Origin of the sequence: Actinomadura sp. 3N407, assembly GCF_052245875.1 — a bacterium.
Classification (GTDB): domain Bacteria; phylum Actinomycetota; class Actinomycetes; order Streptosporangiales; family Streptosporangiaceae; genus Spirillospora.
The window spans coordinates 205442-228225 of sequence record NZ_JBQQBP010000004.1 but is presented as its reverse complement, the minus strand read 5'-3'; the positions used below and the strand labels follow the sequence as shown (position 1 = coordinate 228225).

General features: G+C 71.9%; 20 protein-coding genes. 9 read left to right on the top strand and 11 right to left on the bottom strand.

Going from position 1 to position 22784, the window contains the following annotated elements; all coding sequences use genetic code 11:
• Positions 1 to 112: 112 nt before the first annotated feature.
• The 6 genes from ACTWPP_RS11815 to ACTWPP_RS11790 all read right to left on the bottom strand — a co-directional run bounded on the left by ACTWPP_RS11815 (position 113) and on the right by ACTWPP_RS11790 (position 8709).
• Entirely contained in the window at positions 113 to 415 is a 303-nt protein-coding gene (locus tag ACTWPP_RS11815) for a hypothetical protein (protein WP_358457153.1), read from the bottom strand.
• A gap of 54 nt (positions 416 to 469) precedes the next feature.
• Positions 470 to 1249, bottom strand: a complete 780-nt coding sequence (locus tag ACTWPP_RS11810) for a class I SAM-dependent methyltransferase (RefSeq protein WP_443104233.1) — start codon at positions 1247 to 1249, stop codon at positions 470 to 472.
• A gap of 94 nt (positions 1250 to 1343) precedes the next feature.
• The gene (locus ACTWPP_RS11805) at positions 1344 to 4709 is read right to left on the bottom strand and encodes an ATP-dependent helicase (RefSeq protein WP_443104232.1); all 3366 of its coding nucleotides are present in this window, start codon (positions 4707 to 4709) and stop codon (positions 1344 to 1346) included.
• Between the two features lie 15 nt (positions 4710 to 4724).
• Complete coding sequence (locus ACTWPP_RS11800) at positions 4725 to 7949, bottom strand: ATP-dependent helicase (protein WP_443104231.1); 3225 nt, start codon at positions 7947 to 7949, stop codon at positions 4725 to 4727.
• A gap of 101 nt (positions 7950 to 8050) precedes the next feature.
• A complete protein-coding gene (locus tag ACTWPP_RS11795) occupies positions 8051 to 8386 on the bottom strand; it encodes a heme-binding protein (protein WP_443104230.1) in 336 nt (111 codons plus the stop codon).
• Positions 8347 to 8709, bottom strand: coding sequence for an aldehyde dehydrogenase family protein (locus tag ACTWPP_RS11790; protein WP_443104229.1), 363 nt, complete (start codon positions 8707 to 8709; stop codon positions 8347 to 8349). Before ACTWPP_RS11790 ends, ACTWPP_RS11795 begins: the two co-directional genes overlap by 40 nt.
• A gap of 196 nt (positions 8710 to 8905) precedes the next feature.
• On the opposite strand from ACTWPP_RS11790, the gene ACTWPP_RS11785 reads away from it, so the two are divergent.
• Both ACTWPP_RS11785 and ACTWPP_RS11780 read left to right on the top strand, forming a co-directional pair.
• Positions 8906 to 9439, top strand: a complete 534-nt coding sequence (locus ACTWPP_RS11785) for a hypothetical protein (protein ID WP_443104228.1) — start codon at positions 8906 to 8908, stop codon at positions 9437 to 9439.
• An 8-nt stretch (positions 9440 to 9447) separates the two neighbouring features.
• Entirely contained in the window at positions 9448 to 9612 is a 165-nt protein-coding gene (locus ACTWPP_RS11780) for a hypothetical protein (protein ID WP_443104227.1), read from the top strand.
• Positions 9613 to 9624: 12 nt separating this feature from the next.
• Here the strand turns inward: ACTWPP_RS11780 and ACTWPP_RS11775 are convergent, their stop codons facing one another.
• From ACTWPP_RS11775 to ACTWPP_RS11765, 3 genes are read right to left on the bottom strand one after another with little or no spacing between them, the layout of a single operon-like run.
• A complete protein-coding gene (locus ACTWPP_RS11775) occupies positions 9625 to 9933 on the bottom strand; it encodes an MGMT family protein (RefSeq protein WP_443104226.1) in 309 nt (102 codons plus the stop codon).
• Positions 9934 to 9980: 47 nt separating this feature from the next.
• A complete protein-coding gene (locus ACTWPP_RS11770; RefSeq protein ID WP_443104225.1) occupies positions 9981 to 11381 on the bottom strand; it encodes a S8 family serine peptidase in 1401 nt (466 codons plus the stop codon).
• 10 nt (positions 11382 to 11391) lie between these two features.
• A complete protein-coding gene (locus ACTWPP_RS11765) occupies positions 11392 to 12138 on the bottom strand; it encodes a hypothetical protein (RefSeq protein WP_443104224.1) in 747 nt (248 codons plus the stop codon).
• Between the two features lie 317 nt (positions 12139 to 12455).
• Here ACTWPP_RS11765 and moeZ point away from each other — a divergent pair, with 317 nt between their 5' ends.
• Positions 12456 to 13637: an adenylyltransferase/sulfurtransferase MoeZ gene (gene moeZ, locus ACTWPP_RS11760; RefSeq protein WP_443104223.1), complete on the top strand. Its 1182-nt coding sequence runs from the start codon at positions 12456 to 12458 to the stop codon at positions 13635 to 13637.
• A 157-nt stretch (positions 13638 to 13794) separates the two neighbouring features.
• Here moeZ and ACTWPP_RS11755 read toward each other — a convergent pair whose 3' ends face one another.
• Entirely contained in the window at positions 13795 to 14514 is a 720-nt protein-coding gene (locus ACTWPP_RS11755) for a TetR/AcrR family transcriptional regulator (protein ID WP_443104222.1), read from the bottom strand.
• A gap of 175 nt (positions 14515 to 14689) precedes the next feature.
• Here ACTWPP_RS11755 and ACTWPP_RS11750 point away from each other — a divergent pair, with 175 nt between their 5' ends.
• From ACTWPP_RS11750 to ACTWPP_RS11740, 3 genes are all read left to right on the top strand, one after another.
• On the top strand, positions 14690 to 16870 hold the full coding sequence (locus ACTWPP_RS11750) for an MMPL family transporter (protein WP_443104221.1): 2181 nt from the start codon (positions 14690 to 14692) through the stop codon (positions 16868 to 16870).
• Positions 16871 to 17084: 214 nt separating this feature from the next.
• On the top strand, positions 17085 to 17387 hold the full coding sequence (locus tag ACTWPP_RS11745) for a hypothetical protein (RefSeq protein WP_443104220.1): 303 nt from the start codon (positions 17085 to 17087) through the stop codon (positions 17385 to 17387).
• A gap of 312 nt (positions 17388 to 17699) precedes the next feature.
• On the top strand, positions 17700 to 18218 hold the full coding sequence (locus ACTWPP_RS11740; protein ID WP_443104219.1) for a superoxide dismutase family protein: 519 nt from the start codon (positions 17700 to 17702) through the stop codon (positions 18216 to 18218).
• A 64-nt stretch (positions 18219 to 18282) separates the two neighbouring features.
• On the opposite strand, the gene ku is transcribed toward ACTWPP_RS11740, so the two are convergent.
• Positions 18283 to 19185: a non-homologous end joining protein Ku gene (gene ku / locus ACTWPP_RS11735; RefSeq protein ID WP_443104218.1), complete on the bottom strand. Its 903-nt coding sequence runs from the start codon at positions 19183 to 19185 to the stop codon at positions 18283 to 18285.
• Between the two features lie 164 nt (positions 19186 to 19349).
• Between ku and ligD (ACTWPP_RS11730) the strand changes: the two genes are divergently transcribed.
• The 3 genes from ligD (ACTWPP_RS11730) (at position 19350) to ACTWPP_RS11720 (ending at position 22771) form a co-directional block, all read left to right on the top strand.
• The gene (gene ligD, locus ACTWPP_RS11730) at positions 19350 to 20324 is read left to right on the top strand and encodes a non-homologous end-joining DNA ligase (RefSeq protein ID WP_443104217.1); all 975 of its coding nucleotides are present in this window, start codon (positions 19350 to 19352) and stop codon (positions 20322 to 20324) included.
• Between the two features lie 14 nt (positions 20325 to 20338).
• Complete coding sequence (gene ligD, locus ACTWPP_RS11725) at positions 20339 to 21247, top strand: non-homologous end-joining DNA ligase (RefSeq protein WP_443104216.1); 909 nt, start codon at positions 20339 to 20341, stop codon at positions 21245 to 21247.
• A gap of 198 nt (positions 21248 to 21445) precedes the next feature.
• Positions 21446 to 22771 (top strand): dihydrolipoyl dehydrogenase family protein, encoded by a 1326-nt coding sequence (locus ACTWPP_RS11720; protein ID WP_443104215.1) that lies wholly within the window; start codon positions 21446 to 21448, stop codon positions 22769 to 22771.
• Positions 22772 to 22784 lie beyond the last annotated feature (13 nt).

Sequence of the window (22784 nt, the reverse complement as noted above, 5' to 3'; positions counted from 1 at the left end):
GCCTTGCAGTGCCTCGTACCGCCCGTCCAGCAGGCGCGGCAGCGCGGCGAGGCGGCGATCAGCGGGGGGGCGGCGCCCGGGGCCAAGGCCGCGCGGTCCCGGACGCGCCCGGTCAGGCGACGCGGTTCTTGGCGGCCATGCAGATGCGGGCGAGGTCGTTGAGGGCGTCGGCGCGGCGCTCGTCCAGGGACCGGCGGTCGCCCGGGCCCGCCTCGGCGAGGGTGTCGATCACCAGGGAGAAGACGGGCCATTCGGCGGGGCCGATGGCGCCCTGGAAGTCGACGCCGTCCTCAAGGTCGTCCAGGTCGAGGTTGCGGGCGAAGGTGGCGAGGGCGGCCTCGGCCGCGACGACGCCGATGCGCATCGCCAGCGCGGCCGGCTCGCGATCGAGGGAGCGCACATTGCTAGAACCCATGTTCGACAACCTAGAACATGCGAGCGACATGCGTCGAACATTTGGTCGAAAACGTTATCCGACGATCGCCTGCTGGAAGAAGTACGTGTGCGTGAAGTGCAGGACGCCGTCGGGCCTGCTCGGACGCATACCGGTCGCCGGGCCGCCGGCGAGCTCGTCCTCCAGTTCTCGCCTGATCTGCGCCGCGACGTCGTCTGGGGTCTGGGAGAAGTCGAGCCACGGGTCGAGCGGGCGGGTGTAGTCGAACCGCTCGGCGCGTTTCACCTCCGCGCCGGAGGCCGTGACGATTTCCGCGATCCGCGACTCGGTGAGGGCGGTGCCGTGCGAGGGGTCGCGGAGCCGTTCGATGCGGTCCGCGTCGCCTTTCAGGTCGTCCGGGCGGATCAGGTCGGCGATGATCAGCGCGGCGCCGGGGCGGCTGACCCGGGCCATCTCCCTCACGACGGCCTCCGGGTCGGCGACCTGGTGCAGCGAGAAGCGGGTGACGACGAGCGTGAACGACCGGTCGAGGTAGGGCAGGGCGGTGGCGTCGCCGTGCGTGAAGGTGACGTTCACGAGACCGGCGTGGTCGGCGTCGCGCTTGCCTTCGGCGAGCATCGGCGGCGTGAGGTCGAGGGCCGTCACGTGGCGGACGCGCCCGGCGATCGCGCGGGACACGAGCGCGGTGCCGGCCGCGACCTCGAGGACGATGTCCTCAAGGTCGAGTTCCGGCTCCATGAAACGGACGAGCCGGTCCAGATGACGGGTGAACGCGGCGTTCCGCGCCGGGTCGGCGAACCCGGCGGCCTGCTTGGAGAACTCCCGTACGACCTTCTCGTCATGGGTCACCGTCACGCCGCCTCCCTCGCATTGTTGCCCGGATCATCCCCGAAAGCACGCACGGTGAACAGGGGGCAGTGAGACTCATCACTCGACATTCTCGGACAAATCAGGCAGCGGGTACGCCGTCCAGCAGCGCGGCGAGGCCGTCCGCGTCGAGCAGGTCCGCCGGACGGACCGTGACGTTGGCGCTGACGTAGTGGAACGCCGCACTGACCTGCTCGACGTCCACCCCCGCCAGCTCCGCCCACGCCAGCCGGTACGCGGCGAGCTGCACCGACACGAACCGGGCCTCCTCCCCGGACGGCGGCGAACCCGTCTTCCAGTCGACGACCTCGTACACGCCGTCCCGGGACCGGAAAACGGCGTCCATGCGGCCCCGGACCAGCCGGTCGCCGATGATGGTCTCGAACGGGACCTCGATGTCGAGCGGCTCCCGCGACGCCCACTCCGACTCCTCGAAACGGGAGCGCAGCCGCGCGAGCTGCGCGTCGTCGGCGGCCCCCTCGTCGGCGGCGCCGGGCAGCTCGTCGGGGTCGAGGAGGCGCTGCTGCCCCCAGCGGCTCTCCAGCCAGGCGTGGAACGCGGTGCCGCGCCGCGCGTACGGGGCGGGCGGACGCGGCATCGGACGGCGGATCTGCCGGGCGAGGGCCGCCGGGTCGCGGGCGAGCGACACCAGCGACGACACCGACAGGTGCGCGGGAAGCTCGACGATCAGGCCGTCCCCGCCGCGCCCCCGGTCGCGCTCGGCGAGCAGCAGCTCGACGTCGCGCGCCCACGCGGACATGCGGGCGCGGTCGGCGTCGGACAGGCCGCTGTCGCCCGCCCAGTGCCGCGTCCGCCCGGCCATCTCGTCCTCGACCATGCGGGCGGCCTCGACGACCGCCTCGTACCTTTCACGGGCCGACACGTCGGAGTGGCCGCGGTCGCCGGGCGCCGCGGGCCACTGCGCCTCGTCGGGGTCGGCGAGCAGCGGGTTGGCGGCGCCCTCCTCCGGCGCGTCGGCCCACACGGCCACGGACCCGGCCCCGGCGACGCAGACCGCCCGTACCTCTTCGAGGAACGGCGAGGGGCCGAGCGGCCGGCCCGACGACCCCCACCAGTAGCCGGTGGTGATGAGCAGGCCGGACGCGCGCGTGACCGCCACGTAGGCCAGCCGTCTCTCCTCCCGCAGGTCGCGCTCGGAGCACGCCTGGTCGAACGCGGCGAGGTCGTCCTTGTCCAGGCCGTTCAGCGGGGGCAGGTCGGCGCGGTCGCCGCGCAGCATGAACGGCAGGACGCGCGGGTTCGCGGTCCAGCGGGTGGCGTTCTGCGGCGGCGACGGGAAGATCGAGCCCTTGGCGGGGGCGCCGTTCTTCTGCGGGACGTACGACAGGCCGGGGACGACGACCACCGGCCATTCGAGGCCCTTGGACGCGTGGACGGTGAGGAGCTTGACGCTGTCGGTCTCCCCGACCCTCCCCGCCTCCAGCCCGAACTCCTCCGTCTCGGCGGCCTTCAGGTAGGCGAGGAACGCGCCGAGCGTCGGGTCCTCCGCGTCGCCGGCGAACGTGGCGGCGGCGTCGATGAAGGCGTCGAGGTCCGCGCGGGCGGTGACGGGGTCGAGCCCGGAACGCGCGGCGACCTCGATGTCGAGGCCGAGGGCGCGCTCCACCTCGTTGACGAGGTCGGGCAGCGGCAGCCCGACCTGCCCGCGCAGCATGCGCAGCTCGTCGCGGAGCCGCCGCAGCCGCCCGTACCCCTCCGGCGAGTACCCCTCCGCCGGGCCGAGGTCGTCGAGCGCGTCGACGAGGCTGCCGGTCTCCTGGTTCAGCTCGCTGACGAGCTGACGCAGCGGGTCCTCCCGGCCTTCTCCCGGGGGTGCGTCGTCCGGCTCCTCCGGCGGCGGCTCCGCGCCTTCCGGCGGCGTGACGTCGCGCGCCGCCTCCTGGGCGAGGGTGCGGGCGCGCCGCCCGAGGGCGACGAGGTCGCGCGGGCCGAGGCGCCAGCGCGGGCCGGTGAGGAGCCGGGCCAGGGACGCGCCGGCCGTCGGGTCGTGCATGGCCCGCAGCGTGGCGACCACGTCCTGCACTTCGGGGACGGTGAGGAGCCCGCCGAGGCCGACGACCTCGACCGGGATGCCGCGCGCCTCCAAGGCCCGCCGGATGAGCGGGAACTGCGACCGTTTCCGCGCGAGGACGGCGACGTCGGAGTACTGGAGCGGCTCCGCCTGCGGGCCGCCGTCCGGTGCCGTCTCGGGGTCGGCGGCCATGAGCCGCGCGATCCGCGCGGCGATGCGGTCGGCCTCGTCCTCGACCGTGTGGAACAGCGCGCACTCGACGCGCCCGCGGTTCTCGCGCCCCGCGCCGGGGATGAGCCGGGGCACCGACCGCGTCTCCGCCCGCAGCTCCTCCTGAACCCTGGCCGCCGCCTCCAGGATCTGCTCGCCGTTGCGGAACGACCGGCTCAGCTGGACGACGGGCGCCGGAACCGGGCGCCCCCCGGCGACGCCCGGCCGCAACGGGAAGTCGTAGGCGAACCGCAGCAGGTTCCCGGCGCTGGCGCCTCGCCAGCCGTAGATCGACTGGCACGGGTCGCCCACCGCCGTCACCGGATGCCCGCCCGCGAACAGCGACGTGAGCAGGACGAGCTGCGCCTGGCTCGTGTCCTGGTACTCGTCCAGCAGGACGACGGAGAACCGTGACCGTTCGATCATCCCGACCTCGGGATGCTTGTGGGCGATCCGCGCGGCCAGGGCCATCTGGTCGCCGTGGTCGATGACCTCCCGGTCGGCCTTGGCCCGCCCGTACGCCTCGATCAGCGGCATCATCTGCTCGCGGACGGCGTGCTTGGCGAGGATGTCGCGCTGCGCCTTGAGCGGCTTCTTCACCGCGGCGAAGCGTTCGTCCAGCCACGTCCCGACCTTGCGGACGTCCTCGGCCGTCCGCAGATGCTCGGAGAGATCTCCGGCCAGCTCCATGACGGCCTTGGTGACGGTGTCGGGCTGCCACTCGATGCGGTCCATCGGGCCGTTGTAGGCGTCCACGACCCGCGAGCAGATCTGCCAGGCCACCGCCGGCGAGATCAGCCGCATCGTGGGTTCGAGGGCCTCGCGCAGCGCATGGTCGCCGAACAGCCGCGCCGCGTACGAGTGGTACGTCGACACCATCGGCTCGCCGTCGAACAGTGCCTCGCCGCCGAGCCGCTCCAGCTCGTCGCCCGGCAGGACTTCGCGCAGCTTGTCGAGCCGTTTGCGCACGCGGACGCCCAGCTCGGCCGCGGCCTTCCGGGTGAAGGTGAGGCCGAGGACGCGTTCCGGCCGGACGAAGCCGTTCGCGACCAGCCACACCACCCGCGCGGCCATCGTCTCGCTCTTGCCGGACCCGGCGCCGGCGATCACCGCCATCGGCGCCATCGGCGCCTCGATCACCCGGGCCTGCTCATCGGTCGGCTCCGGGATCTCCAGCAGCCGGGCCAGCTCTCCCGGCGTGATCACCCCACTCCCCCCGAGCTAGTCCCCGACCTGGCCGCCCTCGTCGTGAACAGGGCAGCAAGAGCGTACGGGACAGGTGCGACACTTGTCGTTGGCCCGCGCTCGAAACACATCGCCGGCCATGCCCGTCGCGACGACCTCGATGAGCTTCTTGGGCCAGTCGGGGTCCTCGTCGTCGGAGGGCGGCGGCTGCTCCTGCTCGCGTGCCCTGGCGGCGAACGCGGCCTTGCCGACCTGGACGAGCTTGGCGCCGCCGGGCTCGATCAGGCCGTGCCGCTCGAACGCGCCCAGCATCACCGCGTACTGGTAGACGCCGAGCTGCGGGTGGCGGGCCAGGTCGTCCTTGGGGACGGCGGTGGAGGACGTCTTGACGTCGATGATGACCGCGCGGCCCTGCTCGTCGCGTTCGGCGCGGTCGATGCGGCCCTTGATGACGACGCGGCCGAGGTCGACCTTGAACGACTCCTCCAGCGCGACGACCTCGTTGGGATTGTCGCGGTGCCAGGTGAGGAACCTGTCGACCATCCGGGCGGCCTGCTCACGCTGCTTCTCGGAGTACCACGAGCTGCGGAACTCCAGGTCGTTCCAGATCTCGTCGAGCCGCTCTGCGACATGGACCTCGCTGATGCCGTCGTCGGCGCCGGCCATCTCGGCGACCGCGTGGATGACCTTGCCCATCGTGCTGTACTCGTTGGGCCCGCCCTCCTGCGCGCCGACCGCGGAGGCGAGCAGCCACCGCAGCCCGCACGTGGTGAACGCCTCGACCTGGGACGGCGAGATGGTGATCTGCTCGTCCTCGGTGAAAGCGGGCCCCGAGTCGGACAACGCGGTGATGGCATACCAGTTCTCCGGCCTCGCTCCCCGCACGCCCGCGCGCGCGAGCCGCGCCAGGTGCCCGGCGGCGGCGCGTCTCAGCGGCTCCGGGCGGGACGGGTCGGCGACGGCGGAACGCAGGTCGGCGACCAGCGCGGACAGCGAAAGCCACCGGGTCTTCTCGTCCAGCTGCGATTGTTCGATCGCGCCGGGGAGCAGTTCGTTGAGGAACCGGGACGGGCGTTCCTCGGTGTCGTCGCCGCCGACGGCCGTGACGACGAGCCGTTTCCGGGCGCGTGTGACGGCCACGTAGAACAGGCGGCGTTCCTCGTCGAGCATCTTCGCCGCCATGGACGCACCGGCCGCGGCGTCGCCTTCCGGCTCGGACCCGGCGGCGTGCTCGACCATCTCCTCGACGCCCAGCAGCGACCCGCGCAGCCGCACGTCCGGCCAGACGCCCTCCTGGACGCCGGCGACGACGACCACGTCCCACTCCAGTCCCTTCGAGCGGTGCGCGGTGAGGATCCGGACGGCCTCGCCCTGCGGCGCCTGCTCGGCGAGCGTGTCACCGGCGATCTCCTGGGACGCGATGTTGTCGACGAACAGTTCGGGCCCGGCCTGGGGAAGCCGGTCGACGAACCGTGCGGCATGGTCGAACAGCGCCACGACGGCGTCGAGGTCACGGTCGGCCGCCGCACCGCGCGTGCCCCCTTTGATGCTCTGCCCCAGCAGTACGTCGGCCTGGCCGCTCTCCTGCCACACGGCCCACAGCACGTCCTCGGCGGTCCCGCCGTCGTGGACGCTGCGGCGCGCCACATCGATGAGGTGCGCGATCCGTTCGGCGGGAGCGCGGACCTTCTCGTGGACGAGTATGAGCTCACGCGGGTCGTCGACCGCCGCGATCAGAAGCTCACCGAGGGGACGCTGTCCGCCGGACAGCTCCTCCAGGTCGCGCAGTGCCCGTTTCAGGCGGCGCATGGCCAGCGCGTCGGCTCCGCCTAGCGGGCCCGTCAGCAGGTCTTCTGCGACGACCTCGTCCAGGTATCCCTTCTTCAGCGCGGCGCGCAGCAGGATCAGGAACGGGCGGACGGCGGGCTCGCCGATCAGGGGAACCTCGTCGCCCGCGACGACCACCGGCACACCGGCCTGGGCGAGCGCGCGCCGCAGCACCGGAACCTGCCGCACGGCGCTTCGCACAAGGACCGCCATCCGCGACCACGGAACACCGTCGAGGAGGTGTGCGCGGCGCAACTCGTCGGCGACGAGCGCCGACTCCTGGCTTTCGGAGTCGGCGATTACTGCGCGCACTTCATCGGGGGGTCCAGAGGGGCCGCCCCCCCTGGAAGACACAGCTCGTACTTCGCCGTCGTCCAGTTCCTCCACGGGATGCAGCGCGCGGTGTTCGGCGGCGCCGGCCGTCCCCGCGGGAAGGCGGCGCGCGATGCGCCGGGACGCGGTGAGGATCTCGGGGCCCATCCGGCGGCACGTCCGCAACGCGACGACGGGCGCGGGGGCGCCGTCCAGTGTGAGGAAGCGGTTGGGGAACTCCTGGATGCCGCGTACGTCGGCGCCCCGGAACCCGTAGATGGACTGGTCGGGGTCGCCGACGACGACGAGGTCGCGGCCGTCCCCGGCGAGGTAGTGCAGTAGCGCTTCCTGCGCAGGGTCGGTGTCCTGGTACTCGTCGACGAACACGATGTCGTAGGCGTCCTGCTCCCGGATCCGCACCTCCTCGTCCGCGAGCATGCCGGCGGCCATGTGGATCAGCTCGCCGTAGTCGTAGGTGGGGACGGGGTCCAGCGCGAACCGGTCGACGTACCGGTCCATGAACGCACCGATGGCGGGCCAGTCGTCGCGTCCGCGCATGCGCCCGAGCGCGACGAGGTCGTCCGCGATGTACTGCCGCTCGACCGCACGCAGGGTGAAGTCGCGCAGTTCTTCGGCGAACCCGCGCGTCGCCAGGGCGGCCCTCAACCGTTCCGGCCAGTCCCGCGCCCCGTCCGCCAGCTCGCCCTCCAGCAGGCGCCGAACTTCGAGGAGCTGCTCCGGCCCGGACAGCAGCCGCGGGGCCGGCTCCTCGTTCAACACGGCGTCGCGCCTGAGCAGCGCGTAGGCGTAGCTGTGGAAAGTGAGCGCCAGCGGCGTCCGCGTCGTCCGGTGCAGCCGCCCCGTGATCCGCTCCCGCAGCTCCCCCGCCGCCTTGCGGCTGAACGTCAGGACGAGCACGCGTTCCGGGTCGGCGCCACGGTTCTCGATGCGGTCGACGACCGCCTCGACGATCGTCGTCGTCTTCCCGGTGCCGGGACCGGCCAGCACCAGCATCGGCCCGCCGGCATGCTCCACCACCCGCCGCTGCTGCTCGTCGAGCACGGGCGGGACGGCCCGCGCGGGGCCCGCGCGGCGCACGAGACGGTAGGAAGCAGACGGCACAACAGTTCATTGGAACAGATCACCGTGACTGTTCTGACCACAACACACGCATGTCGCCAAGGTGGCCCCGCGTCAGACGGCGGTCACGCGTCGGACGGCGGTCACGCGTCGGACGGCGGCCACGCCGTGGCGACCTTCTCCCTGAACGCGCGCAGCGCGGCGGCGCCGACGGCCTTGTCCTGGTCGCCGTTCCCGCCGCTGACTCCGACGGCGCCGACGACCTCGCCGTCGTGGACGACGGGGAATCCGCCCACGAAGATCGCGAATTTTCCGGGGTGCATCTGGTCGATGCCGAACGCCTCGTTGCCCGATGGCGTTCTCCAGCTCGGCGCGGAACGCGTCCCTGGACAGCAGCTCTGCCATTTCCCTTCTCCTTCCCTGCCCTTTATCGGGCCGATTACCTGGGCGATATGTAGACGCTTTTCTCTTGCGTGCAAAAGAGCATCATCGAGGGCCCGGCCTGCTCCTTGAACGTCTGCGTGCCCGACTCCTTGAGCCCGCCGAACGGCACGGTCATCGCCATTCCGGACGTGGGCTGGTTGACCTTCACGAGACCGCTCTCGGACCGGCGCGCGAACTCCAGCGCCCGGTCGAGGTCCCCGGTGACGATCCCGGCGGACAGCCCGTAGCCGGTCCCGTTCGCCAGCTCGGCGGCCTCGTCGAACCCGGACGCGCGCTGGAACGCCAGCACCGGCCCGAAGATCTCCTCCCGGGGACCCTGATCAGCACCGATACGGGCCGATGGCCGAAGATCCCGCACTTTCCTTGGGCACCGTGCACACTGGCCCGGTGCGCTGCGGGTTCCTTGGCGGAAACCCCGACATGGTGCACAAAATGACTAGCCGGGCAGTGTGCACGTTCCTCATTGTTCACCCCGGACCGATCGAGCACATTCTCTGCAACCGTTGCGCCCGTCGGACTCGAATGGGGGCGCGCGTACAGGGAGGGGGCGCGCTTTGGGAGCCGCTCACTGGATCTATCTGTCCGGAATCATCCTCATCATCGCCGTCATGATCGCCCGCAAGAACGTCGTCATCCCCGCGGTGGCGGCGACGTTCCTGACCGCCTGGGTGTTCACCGGCGACTTCGCCACGGGACTGGAGTCGATCTTCAACGCCAGCCTGACCGCGGCGTCCGAGCTGTTCGGCATCTTCCTGATCATCGCGCTGGTGACCGCGCTGCTCGGCTTCGGCGTGCTGATCATCGGAATGATCACCGGGCTGGACGGGTCGGGGTTCTCCGGCCTGCCGCTCACCGGCTCGCTGGCCGGCACGCTCGGCCCGGCGTCCGGCGTCGACCCGGCGCTGCTCGCCGCGATCGGGCAGATGGGCAGCATCTGGTCCGGCGGCGGCGTCCTGGTCGCCTGGTCGTCGCTGATCGCGGTGGCGGGGTTCACGCGGGTCCCCGTCCTCGAACTCGTCCGCCGCTCGTTCCTGCCCGTCATCGCCGGCCTGGCCGTGTCCACGATGATCGGGCTGATCATCTACTAGGGGGTGCCTTGACCGCCTCGTCAGATCTGTCCCCCGCCGCCGCGCCCGCCGCGGCGGCGGGGGATCGTCCGGCCGGCGCGCTCCGGCTGCGCGCCGTGCTGCTGGTGCTGCTCACGTTCGGCGCCGGGACGACCGACGTCGTCGGGTTCCTCGCCTTCCGCCTTCACCGCTGACGGGACGGCCCGTCAGGACGGCCCCGGCCAGCGGGCCCGGGTCATGTCGACGCGGCGGCCGTCGGGGCGCAGGGGCGTTCCCTCGGCGCGGTAGTGCTCGTGGGCGCGTCCCTCATGGCATTTCGGCGGGCTCCCGTCCGCCCGGATGACCCGCCACCAGGGGACCCCGCCCCCGTACAGGGACATCACCCGGCCGACCTGCCGGGGCCCGCCCCGTCCGACCAGCTCGGCGACGTCGCCGTAGGACAGGACGCGTCCCGGCGGGATCAGCTCGACCGCGTCCAGGACGGCTTCGGCGTACTCGTCAGGGTCTGCATGCACGCGCCAATTCTGACTCCTCGCGCTCCGCCGCGCCGGTTCCGGGCCGATCAGGCGGGCGGTGGCGGGCCGCCCGCCGGGCCGGGTGGTCTGTGGGGCGGCGGCGTCGGCGGGTGGTACTGCGGACGGGCCTGGGGCTGCTGCCCCGGAGGCGGGCCGTAGGGGCCACCGCGCGGCGGGAAAGGCCGCGGGCCGCCTGCCGGGACGGGCAGCGGGCCCCCCGGCGGGCCCCCCGGCGTCCGGGGGTGGCGGCGCCGGAACGTCACCGAGATCGCCCCCGCTGTGATCGTCCCGCCGATCCCGGCCACCACGATCGCGATGATCAGCGGGTTGACCCAGGCGGGGCGCTCGATGACCTCGACGGCCCCGGGGACGTCCTTCCCGAACCGCTGCCGGGCGGGCTTGCCCTTGGACCCGCCGGAACCGGCGGAGGCCAGCGCCCCGGCCGCCGCCAGGGCGCGTGACGCGTGCACCTCGCCGAACCCGACGTCCGCGTTGTAGCCTCCCGAGGGGCCGTGCCTCGTGCTCTCGATCAGCGCCTGGGCGATCAGCGCCGGCGTCAGCTTGGGGTACTTGGCGCGGATGAGCGCGACGATCCCGGAGACGACCGCGCTGGAGTCGCTGGTGCCGCTGCTCAGGAAGTACTGGCCGCCGGACCCCGCGACGGGCAGGTCCTTCCCCGGAGCGGACAGCAGCACCGAGAAGTTCCGGTTGGAGAACGGCGCGCGTGAGTGGTCCTCCTCGGTCGCGGCGACCGCGATGACGCCCGGGTAGGACGCCGGGTAGGAGTACGGCGCGAACCCGTCGCCGTCGAGGGCGCGCTCCTCGTCGCCTTCGTTGCCGACCGCGGAGACCACCGTGATGCCCTTGCCGATGGCGTAGCCGATCGCGGCGCGCTCGCCGCTGACCTCGTTGTCCTTGCCGAGCGAGAGGTTGATGACGTCGGCGCCGTGGTCGGCGGCGTAGCGGATGCCGCGCGCCACCGCGCCGTCGGCCTCCTCCAACGTCCGGTAGCGGACGTAGTTCGGGTCCTCCGGCTCGCTGATCACCCGGACGGACAGGATGCGGGCCTCCGGCGCGATCCCGATGACCCCGTCGCGGCGGCCGGGCCCGTGGCCGTGCCCGGCGATCAGCGACGCCATCGCGGTGCCGTGCGCCCGCGTCGGGGTGGACCCGCCGTCGATCTCTTCGAGCATGTTGGGGCCGGTCGTGACCGATCCGGCCAGGTCGGCCTGGCGGGCGTTGACGCCGGAGTCGACGACGGCGACGGTCACGCCCTTGCCCCGGGTGACCTTCCAGGCGGCGTCCATGCCGAGGGTCCTGAGAATGGGCCGCTGCCGGTCGCGCACCACGTCGGCGTGCGCGGGGACGGGCATGAGCCACGTCCCGGCCAGCGCCACCGCGAAGACGGCGGCCACGGCACGCCGGGGCATCGGCACTCGGGTCAGCATCGCCCTCCCGTCAGCATTGCCACTCCGGCTTGGAGCAGTCGGGCAGGGCCCTGGCGGACAGCGACCGCGCGACCGCGTGGGCGATCTGCGGCGCCAGGGCGAACGGCTCACCCGGCCGTTCCTTCTTGACCGCGGCCGCGGGGCGGCCGTCGGCCTGGCCCGACGTCGTCAGCACGACGTACGGGCCGCCGCGGTCGATGGTCCGGTCCTGCCGGGCCTCGTCGGTGAACCGGGCGGACGCCGTCCCCGGGAACGGTGCCGCGTGCAGCGCGGGACGCACCGATCCCGTCCCGTCCGGGCCCTTCGAACCGGGCAGCTCCTTGTACGCCTTGTCGGCCTTCCAAGCGTCGGGGAACGCCACCACGCCGATCGTGACGACGACGCCCAGGAGCTGGTCGACGTAGGTGGCGCGCAGGACGGCCTTGCAGCCGTGCCTTTGGATCGTCTTCGCGATCTGGGCGTCCACGGCCTGCGCGCAGCCGGTGTCCGGGACGATGCCCATCCGGGACGCGTACTCGCTCTGCCCCGACTGCGGGCTGTACGGAAGCCGCTCGGGGAAGATGCGCTGCGCGGGCCACGCCTGCCAGCGGCGCGCCACCTCTTTGTTCGCGGCGTGCTGCAACTCGGCGTTGGTGGGCTCGCGGTTGAGGGCCGCCCAGGCGCCGGTGAAGGAGATCCCGGTGGTGACCAGGTAGCAGCATCCGACGACGAGCGCGACGACCATCCACTGCCGTCCGCGCAGGCCGAGCACCGTCACGGGCCGGGCGGGAGCGGGCCCCGGGGGCCCCGGAGGGCCCGCGTACGGGCCCGCGCGCTGACCGTACGGAGGGCCACCGGGCATGCCCGGTGGGTACGGGGGCCGCGGCGGGGGCGGCTGCTGGGAGGGGGGCAGGAATGCCACAACAGTCAAGATTAACTGTGCTTCGCGACATTCCGCCCTGACATTCGGGTGAGGGCCCCGTCCGGGGCGCCCGGCGCCCGGGAATGCCGCAGCACATGGCAAGGTTGTGCGAGGGTGAGGACGATGACGTCCCGCCCACAACACAGCCGAGCGTCAGCACAGGAGCACCCACCGTGTCGTTGCCACCTCTGGTCGAGCCCGCAGCGGAGCTCACCCGCGACGAGGTCAACCGCTACTCGCGACACCTGATCATCCCCGACGTGGGCATGTCCGGGCAGAAGCGACTGAAGAACTCCAAGGTCCTGGTCGTGGGTGCCGGCGGTCTCGGCTCCCCCGCCCTGCTCTATCTCGCCGCCGCCGGGGTGGGCACCCTCGGCGTCATCGACTTCGACGTCGTGGACGAGTCCAACCTGCAGCGGCAGATCATCCACAAGCAGTCGTCCCTCGGCAGGCCGAAGGTCGAGTCCGCCGCCGAGGCCGTCCGTGAGATCAACCCGCTGATCGACGTGGTCGTGCACAACACCGCGCTCGACCGCGACAACATCATGGACATCTTCTCCGGGTACGACCTGATCCTCGACGGCACCGACAACTTCGCGACCCGCTACATGGTGAACGACGCGGCCGTCCTCCTCGGCAAGCCGTACGTGTGGGGGTCGATCTACCGCTTCGACGGCCAGGCGTCCGTCTTCTGGGCCGAGCACGGCCCCTGCTACCGCTGCCTCTACCCCGAGCCCCCGCCGCCCGGCATGGTCCCGTCCTGCGCCGAGGGCGGCGTCCTCGGCGTGCTGTGCTCGTCGATCGGCTCCATCCAGGTGAACGAGGGCATCAAGCTCCTCACCGGCATCGGCGAGCCCCTCGTCGGCCGCCTGATGATCTACGACGCGCTGGAGATGACGTACCGGTCGGTCAAGGTCCGCAAGGACCCCGAGTGCCCGCTGTGCGGCAAGAACCCGACGCAGACCGAGCTCCTCGAGGACTACGAGGCGTTCTGCGGCGCCGTCTCCGAGGAGGCCACCGAGGCCGCGAAGGACTCCACGATCACCGTCACCGACCTCAAGGCCATGCAGGACGGCGGCGACGACATCTTCCTGGTGGACGTCCGCGAGCCCAACGAGTACGAGATCGTCTCGATCCCGGGCGCCACGCTGATCCCGAAGGGCGAGTTCCTCAACGGCTCCGCCCTGGAGCGCCTCCCCCAGGACAAGAAGATCGTCCTGCACTGCAAGTCGGGCGCCCGCTCCGCCGAGGCCCTCGCCGTGGTCAAGAACGCCGGCTTCGCCGACGCCGTCCACGTAGGCGGCGGCGTCCTGGCCTGGGTCAACCAGATCGACCCGAGCCAGCCGTCCTACTGACCGCTCCTTCAGCAGAGACAGGGCCCCGGACCACGGTCTGGGGCTCTTCTCTTCGCGGCGGCCGAGCCGGCCGTCCGCGGCGACGGCTTCGGCCCGCCCGGCGCGGAGCGGGGGCGGTGTTCACCGTCCGCCTTCCCGCCGCCCCGCGGTCCCGCGCTCAGCCGCGGGCCGGTGGGGTGTAGGTGAGGCCTATCGAGGGGCCTATCTCGGCGAGCATCAGCTCGAACATCGGCTCGGCGTCGTCGAGGGCGAACTCCAGATGGCCGAAGACGTCGAGGCTGACGCCGCCCTGCAGGCGGATCCAGCACTTGAGGAACTGCTGGATCACCCCGAGCGGCAGGTCGACGCCGACGACCTCGTCGCGGTAGCGGGCCAGCTGCGGGCGCAGGGCGGGGTCGATCTCGTCGTCGGGCGGGATGGGGAACGGCTTCTTGTTCCACAGCTCCAGGAACAGGGCCATGAACGTCCAGCCGAACCTGCGGGCGCAGTCCTCGGCGAAGTCGACCTGTTCCTGGTTGCCGGCGCCGCGGACGGGGGCGCCGAACAGCAGCGCGTACTCGCGGGGGTGCGCCAGCGCCCAGTGGCGGAACCGGCGCGCCACCGCCAGGAACTTGCCGCTCATGTCGCCCGGCGGGACGGCCTCCATCGAGGCGTGCAGCTCGCCCGTCAGCTCGGTGAAGACGTCGCCGACCAGGTGCCGCAGCAGCTCGTGGTGGCTGCCGAAGTAGCGGTAGAGCGCCGGCGCGGTCATCCCCATCTCCCGGGCGATCGCCCGGAGCGTCACCGCCTCGGGGCCCTCCTCGACGAGGATCCGCCGGGCGGTCTCGGAGATCTCCTTGACCGTCGCCGCGCGCAGCCGATCACGCCGTGTTCCCACTACGCCGCCCTCTTTCCTGGTCCCTGCCGGCCGTGCGGGGCCGCGTCCGGCCGTCCCCGCATGATTCCCCAAAAACGCCCTTGACTAAAGCGAACGCCGTATGCAATGTTAACACCGTTCGCAGTTTACGGCATTCACTGTAGCTTACGGATGTCACTGGACAGGGGAGAGGACGATGTTCGATCGATGGGGCAGATGGGTCCACAGGCGGCGGCGCTGGGTCCTCGCCGTCGCGGGCGCCGCGCTGGTCTTCGCCGGCGTGTGGGGGACGGGCGTCTTCGGCGCACTGACCTCGTCCGGCGGGTTCGACACGCCGGGCAGTGAAAGCGCGAAGGCGGCACAGATCGCCGAACGCGACCTCGGACGGGACGCGGCGGACGTCGTGATCCTCTACCAGGGCCGGACGACTGTGGACGACCCGGCGTACCGGGCGGCGGTCGAGCGGGCCCTGTCCGGCCTCCCGTCGGACAAGGTCGCCGGCACCGCCACGTACTGGACGACCCGGTCTCCGCAGTTCGTCAGCCATGACCGCACCGCCACCTACGCCGTCCTGGAACTCGCCGGTGCCGACCAGGAGGCGAGGGACGACGCCTACGAGTCGATCCGGGACGGCGTGACCGAGGTCGGCGGCGGCCTCACCGCCAAGGCCGGCGGGAACGTCGCCACCGAGACCGCGATCAACGAGCGCGTCTCGTCCGACATCGGACGCGCCGAGGCCATGGCCATCCCCGTGCTGCTGGTGCTGCTCGTGCTGATCTTCGGCGGGCTGGTGTCGGCGAGCCTGCCGATGCTGGTCGGCGGCATGGCCATCCTCGGATCGTTCACCGCGCTGCACGCGCTCACCTACGTGACCGACGTGTCGATCTTCGCGGTGAACATCACCACGTTCCTCGGGCTCGGCCTCGCCATCGACTACGGGCTGTTCATGGTGAGCCGGTTCCGGGAGGAGATCCGGCGCGACGGCCGCTCGGCCGAGGACGCCCTCGCCGCGACGATGGCCACCGCCGGACGCACCGTCGCGGTCTCCGGCGTGACCGTCGCGGTGTCGCTGTCCGGGCTGCTGCTGTTCGACCAGAAGTTCCTCGTCTCGATGGGCTACGGCGGGATCGCGACCGTGGTCGTCTGCATGGTCGGGGCACTGACCGTGCTGCCCGCGCTGCTGGCCGTCCTCGGTCCGAAGGTGGACGCGCTGTCGGTCCGGCGGCGCGGCAAGAACGGCGATAACGGGGCGTCCCACAGCCGCGTCGACGGCTGGTGGGGCCGGGTGGCGCACAGCGTCATGCGCCGGCCGCTGATCTACGTCGTCGCCACCGTGGCGCTGCTCCTCGCGCTCGGCGGCCCGTTCCTGCGCATCGACTGGGGCGGTGTGGACGCCAGGGTCATGCCGGACGGAGCCGACGCCCGCGTCGTCGCCGAGACGCTGGAGACGCAGTTCCCGCGCAACGCCACGAACCCGATCGAGGCCGTGGTGACGGGGACGTCCGACCGGGCCGCGGTCCAGGCGTACGGGGACCGCCTGGCCGCGGTCCCCGGGGTCACGGACGCGGCGGTGACCGGCGCCGAGGGCACGACGACGCGGATCGCGCTGCGCTACGACGCCGACCCCAACTCCGGTGCCGCCCGCGACCTCGTCCAGGACGTCAGGGACGTCCCGGCGCCGCCCGGCGCGCAGTCGTACGTCGGCGGCGCCACCGCCGACGTCGTCGACCAGCTCGACAGCATCGGCTCGACCCTGCCCTGGCTCGGCGTGCTCGTCGGCGGCGCGACGTTCGCCCTGCTGTTCCTCGCGTTCGGGTCGGTCCTGCTGCCGCTGAAGGCGATCGTGATGAACATGCTGTCGCTGTCGGCCACGTTCGGCGCCGTCGTGCTGATCTTCCAGGACGGGCACCTGTCCGGGCTCCTGAACTTCACCGCGACCGGCACGATCTCGCCGGCGATGCCGATCCTGATGCTGGCCATGCTGTTCGGCATCTCGATGGACTACGAGGTGTTCCTGCTGTCGCGGGTCCGCGAGCAGTACGACCTGACCGGCGACAACACCGCCGCGGTCGCCGCCGGCGTCCAGCGGACCGGCGCCATCATCACCAGCGCCGCGCTGCTGTTCATCGTCGTGATCGGCGCGTTCGCGACCTCGGGCATCACGTTCATCAAGATGACCGGCGTCGGGATGGCCATCGCGATCCTGCTGGACGCGACGGTCGTCCGGGCGCTGCTGGTGCCCGCGACGATGCGGCTGCTGGGCCGCGCGAACTGGTGGGCGCCCGCCCCGCTCGCCAAGCTCTACCGCCGCTACGGCATCCGCGAGGGCGACGCGGAGGCACCGCCGTCGCGGTCGGAGCTGGAACCCGTGGGCTGACCCTCGACCGAGCCCTCCGGCGGCCGGCGCGTGCGACGCGCCGGCCGCCAATGCGTGCAAACCGCTTGTGATCTCCCTCACCCGCCGGAAGACTGAACGTCATTCGACCGGAGGCACAGCGTCGTCCCACCGGCGGCACCTCGCGTGACGCGCCCCACGGCACAGGCCCCGGCGGCTCCCCACGGTATTCACGGGATGTTCCTTTGGAGGCACCATGTCCACGCAGGTGATCAGCGATGCCGAGACGGCGCTCGGGCACCTGGAGCGCCTGACCGACGAACTGCGCTCCCGCGGCTGGGCCGTCGAGGTCGCCGCCCCCGCCGACCGGTGGCCCTCCGCGCTCGTCGCCGACCCGCGGACGCGGGCGATGAACGAGAACGTCATCGCGGCCCGGGAACGGTCGGACGACAGCTGGTCGTACTTCTACGGCTGGGGCGAGCGCATCGCGCCGTGCGCCGACCCGTCCGCCGCCGCCACCGCGCTCGGCCGCGTCCTCACCGCCCGCCGCGACAACTAGGGCGCGCGGCGACACCGGGGATCGGCTTCAGTCGTAGACGTACTGGCCCAGGCCGAGGAGGTTCCCTCGCTGTCGCGGAACCACGTCGCCGCGGCCGGCAGCGCTGGGAGACCGGGATCGCCGCCGCCGGACCCGACCCGCGCGACACGATCCTGGCCATGTTCGACGCCCGCCCGGGGAGGCGCCCGGTAGGGCGATGCCCGGTGGACATGATCGGCTTTTGACCCGATGCAGACGGGTCGCGTGAACTGAGGCTCGCTCTCCGCGGGAATGATCTTGTGGTCATCCGAGATCGATATGGAGAGGAAGATCATGCGACCGTCCGTCCGGGCCGCCGTCACGCTGGCGGCGGCTGGAGCCGCGCTGGTACCGCTCTCGGCCCCCGCCCTGGCCTGTCCCGATCCGCACAAGGTCGTCGCCGAGGGGCCGGCCAAGGTCTACGACCAGAAGTACCGGCACACCAAGACGAAGGTCGCCGTCGTCCGCAAGAAGGACGAGACGGTCGTCCGGCTGCACGTGTCGGGTTTCCCGGACAAGGCCGCCGGGCGGACGTTCGGCGTCCACGTCCACGTGAACAAGTGCGGGCCCGGACCCGAAGACGCCGGGCCGCACTACCAGAACCCGGACGCCCCGGAAGGTACGCCGCTCTCCGAGAAGGAGATCTGGCTGGACGTCGAGATCGCGCCCGGCGGTGAAGGCCGCTCAAAGGCCGTCGTGCCGTGGAGGGTCGCCGAGAAGGCGGCCGGGTCGGTCATCGTCCACGCCAGGCCGACCGACCGGGAGACGGGCGACGCCGGTGCTCGGCTGACCTGCACCGACGTTCCGTTCTGACCCGGACGACGCCGCCCGCCGCCGGGCGCCCGGCGGCGGGCCGCCCGGTTCCCCGGCGGGGCGGTCAGGCCGACTTGCGGCTCCGGCCCTTCGCCGGCTCCTTCTTCTGGCCCGACTTCGACGACGACTTGCGCGCGGCGGGCTTCTTCTCCGACCCTCCCTTGCCGGACGCGGACTTGCCGTCCTTCTCGCCGCGGCTCTTCTTGGCCGCCTCGACGCTCGCGCGCAGCGCGCTGAGCAGGTCGGCGGCGGGCTCCTCCTCGGGCCCCTCGGCGGGCCGCGCGACCTCCCGGCCCTCGATCTTGGCGTCGATCACCGACTGGAGGGCCTCCCGGTAGGCGTCCTTGTACTCCGACGGGTCGAACTCCCCCTCCATCGACTCGATCAGAGAGGTCGCCATCGACAGCTCCTGCTTGCGGATCTCGATGTCCTCGTCCAGGAACGCGAAGTCGGGCCTGCGGACCTCGTCCGGCCAGAGCATCGTCTCCAGCACGAACACGCCCTGCCGGACCCGCAGCGTCGCCAGCGACTCCCGCTGCCGGATCGCGATCTTGACGATGGCGACCTGGCCCGAGTTCTCCAGCGCGTCCCGCAGCAGCACGTACGGCTTGGCGCCCTGCGCGTCGGGCTCCAGGTAGTACGACTTCGCGAAGTAGATCGGGTCGACCTCCTCCGACTCCACGAACCGCAGGACGTCGATCCGGCGGCTGGACGTCAGCGGCAGGTCGGCGAAGTCCTCGTCGGTGAGGATCACCATCTCACCGCTCGGCAGCTCGTACCCCTTGGCGATGTCGGAGTACGGCACCTCCTCGCCGTCGGCGGTGCACACCCGCTTGTACTTGATGCGCGCCCCGTCCTCCCGGTGAACCTGGTGGAAGCTGACGTCCCTCTGCTCGGTCGCCGAATACAGCTTCACCGGTATCGTCACCAGCCCGAACGAGATGGCGCCCTTCCAGATACTGCGCATGACCAGTCCCTACCCACCACGTCCCGACAACCCACCACGTCCCGACAACCCACCACGTCCCGAACCAGCACGTTCTCCGCCCTTAGCGTCGCAACCTCGTTCGATTTGCACCAGAACGGACCCTTGATCCTTTTCTGCGGGGCCGGACCGGGTAAGACGGCGGTATGACCATGCCGTGGCCCGTTGAGCCGATGATGGCCGCCATCGGGAACCTTCCCTCCGACGGCGAGCAGTGGGGCCTGGAGCTGAAATGGGACGGCGTCCGCGTCGTGTCGCACGTCTCCGCCGACGGCGTCCGGGCCACCGGGCGGCGCGGCGGCGACGTCACGAGCCGCTACCCGGAACTGTCCGCCCTGGCCGACCTCCTCCCCCACCATGACGTCGTCCTCGACGGCGAGGTCGTCGCCTTCGAGGAAGGAAGGCCCAGCTTCGAACGCCTCCAGCGCCGCATGCACGTGGCCCACCCCGACCCCAGGCTGATCCGGGAGGTGCCGGTCAGGTACGTGGTCTTCGACGTCCTGTTCCTGGACGGGCACGTCTTGTACGACATGCCGTACGCCGACCGCCGCACACTGCTGGACGAACTGGACCTGGCCGGAACCGGCCCCGTGGAGGTGCCCCCGTACCTGCACGGCGGCGACACCGCCCAGGTCGAGGAGTTGCTCGCCTTCACCCGGGAGCAGCATCTCGAGGGCGTGCTCGCCAAACGCCTCGACTCCCCGTACCGTCCCGGCCGGCGCGTCGACTTCTGGCGCAAGGTCAAGAACTTCATGACGCGCGAGGTCATCGTCTGCGGCTGGAAGCCCGGCAAGGGACGGCGCGAAGGCGGCGTGGGCTCGCTGCTCCTGGGCGAGTACGACGTCAAAGGGCTGCTGGGCTTCGTCGGGCATGTCGGCACCGGCTTCACCGACCGCGCCCTGGACGAGCTGTACGAGACGCTGTGGCCCCTGCGGCGCCCCACCAGCCCCTACGACGAGCCTGTCCCGCGTGAGTTCGCCCGTGACGCCCAATGGGTTGAGCCACAACTCGTCGGGGAGGTCGCCTACAGTGCGCGCACCAGGGACGGCCGCCTGCGCTTCCCGTCCTGGCGCGGCCTCCGCGACGACAAGGACCCCCTGGAGGTCACCAGTGAGCAGTAACCCCCGGAGGACCTGTGGCCGGTAAGCGGACGACCGTGGAGGTGGAAGGCCAGCAGCTTTCGCTGTCCAACCTCGACAAGAACCTCTACCCGGAGTTCACCAAGGGCGAGGTCATCGACTACTACGCCCGCATAGCCCCGGTGATGCTTCCGCACCTGAAGGACCGTGCCGCGACCCGGATCCGGTGGCCGGACGGAGTGGACGGCGGGAAGTTCTTCGAGAAGAACGCCCCCTCGCACACCCCGGACTGGGTGCGGACGGCGACGATCCCCACGCCCGGCAGCTCCACGGGACGCGACACGCTCGACTTCGTCGTCGTCGACGACCTGCCCACGCTCGTGTGGTGCGCCAACCTCGCCGCGCTGGAACTGCACGTCCCGCAGTGGAAGGTCGGGCCGCGCGGCAAGGTGCACACACCCGACCTGGTCGTCTTCGACCTGGACCCGGGCGCGCCCGCCACGATCGTTGAGGCGTGCGAGGTGGCGGCGCTGCTCCGCGACGTGCTCGCCGAAGACGGCCTGGAGTCCTACCCGAAGACGAGCGGGAAGAAGGGACTGCACCTGTACGTCCCGGTCAAGGAGCCCAAGGACGCGGAGCGGACGTCGGAGTACGCCAAGGCCGCCGCGCAGCGGCTCGCCGAGGAACATCCCCGGCTGGTCGTCGCGAAGATGGAGAAGCGGCTGCGCAAGGGCAAGATCTTCGTCGACTGGAGCCAGAACAACCCCGCGAAGACGACCGTCGCCCCCTACTCGCTGCGCGCCGCGAGCCGCCCGTCCGTATCGACGCCCATCACGTGGGACGAGCTGGAGTCCTGCGAGGACGCCGCCGACCTGATGTTCACCCCGGGTGACGTCCTCGGCCGCGTCGACGAGCACGGCGACCTCCTGGAGTCGCTGCTGAAGGAGCACCGGCCGCTCCCCTAGGTTCCCCGCCCGACCGGCCGCCCGCCCCGACCCCTTTCGCCTGCCCTATGTGTTCGAAGCGGCACTCTCCGGCGCCGGATTCCGCCACCATGGTCGCTGAACCTTTTTCATCGGCCCGGCGCAAGAGCCTGCACCGGCGCAGGCCACCGAGGATGAAGATTGTTCACCGGGGACACCACGGGCCGGAAGGAAGAACAGTTGGCGGACAACCACCACTACGACGCCGTGGTGCTGGGCGGGGGAACGGCCGGGGAACTGGTGGCGTCGGGCCTCGCCCGCGCGGGCCGGGACGTCGCGCTCGTCGAGAAACGCCTGGTCGGCGGGGAGTCGCCGTACTTCGCGTGCGTGCCGTCCAAGTCGCTGCTGCTGTCGGCGCGGCGCGGCGAGACGTGGGAGATGGCCCTCGCCCGGCGCGACGTGCTGGCAGGGCACCGCGGCGACGATCCCGCCGTCGCGCGGATGGCCGAGGCCGGCGTGACCGTCCTGCGCGGCCGGGGCCACGTCGCCGAACCGGGCCTGATCGAGGTGGACGGCGCCGGGCACGGTTTCGACGACCTCGTCGTCTGCACCGGCAGCGAGCCGGTGATCCCGCCCGTCGACGGCCTCGCCGACGTCCCGCTGTGGACCAGTGACGAGGCGCTGTCGGTGCCCGATCTGCCGCGCCGGCTGGTGATCCTCGGCGGCGGCCCGGTCGGCTGCGAGATGGCGCAGGTGTACGCGTCGTTCGGGTCGCAGGTGTCGATCGTCGAGGCGTCCGGGCGGCTGCTGACCGCCGAGGCGCCGTTCGCCGGGGAGGTGCTCGCCGACGCGCTGCGCCGGATGGGCGTCGACCTGCGGCTCGGCGCCGGCCCCGGCCATGCGGGGCGCAAGGACACCGGGCTGCGGCTGTGGCTGTCGGACGGCGGGGCGCTCGACGCCGATCGCGTCCTCGTCGCCGCGGGCCGCCGTCCCCGCGTGGAGGGCATCGGGCTGGAGAACCTCGGCGTCCCCGTCTCGCCGGGGCACGGGGTACCGGTGGACGACACGTGCCGGGTGGCGTCCGGCACGGGCCGGGTCTGGGCGGCGGGGGACGTCACCGGCATCGCCCGCACCACCCACGCCGCGCGCTACCAGGCGCAGGTGGCGCTGTCCAACCTCCTGGGGCGGCGCCGCGAGGCCGACTACCGCGCGGTCCCCCGCGTCGTCTACACCACGCCCACCGTCTACTCGGTGGGGATCTCGCCCAGGCAGGCCGCCGAACTCGGCATAGACCTCCACACGGCCGGGTACGACCTCGCCGCGACGGCCCGGGCGGCGGTCGAGGCCGACGAACGCGGCCGGGTGGAACTGTACGCCGACCGGTCCCGCGGACTGCTGGTCGGCGCCGCCGCGGCCGGACTCTACGCCGAGGAGTGGATGAGCGAGATCGCGCTGGCCATCCGCGCGGAGACGCCGCTGAGCCTGCTCACCGACGTCGTCCACGCGTTCCCGACCTACGGCGAGTCCGTCGAGGCGCCGCTTCGGGAACTGGCCGCGAACCTGTGAGGCAGCCGTTCCC

Coding starts and splice junctions, on each gene's coding strand:
- ACTWPP_RS11815 (WP_358457153.1), bottom strand. CDS start 415: ATGGGTTCTAGCAATGTGCGCTCCCTCGATCGCGAGCCGGCCGCGCTG.
- ligD (WP_443104217.1), top strand. CDS start 19,350: ATGACCATGCCGTGGCCCGTTGAGCCGATGATGGCCGCCATCGGGAAC.
- ku (WP_443104218.1), bottom strand. CDS start 19,185: ATGCGCAGTATCTGGAAGGGCGCCATCTCGTTCGGGCTGGTGACGATA.
- ACTWPP_RS11770 (WP_443104225.1), bottom strand. CDS start 11,381: ATGCTGACCCGAGTGCCGATGCCCCGGCGTGCCGTGGCCGCCGTCTTC.
- ACTWPP_RS11750 (WP_443104221.1), top strand. CDS start 14,690: ATGTTCGATCGATGGGGCAGATGGGTCCACAGGCGGCGGCGCTGGGTC.
- ACTWPP_RS11740 (WP_443104219.1), top strand. CDS start 17,700: ATGCGACCGTCCGTCCGGGCCGCCGTCACGCTGGCGGCGGCTGGAGCC.
- ACTWPP_RS11745 (WP_443104220.1), top strand. CDS start 17,085: ATGTCCACGCAGGTGATCAGCGATGCCGAGACGGCGCTCGGGCACCTG.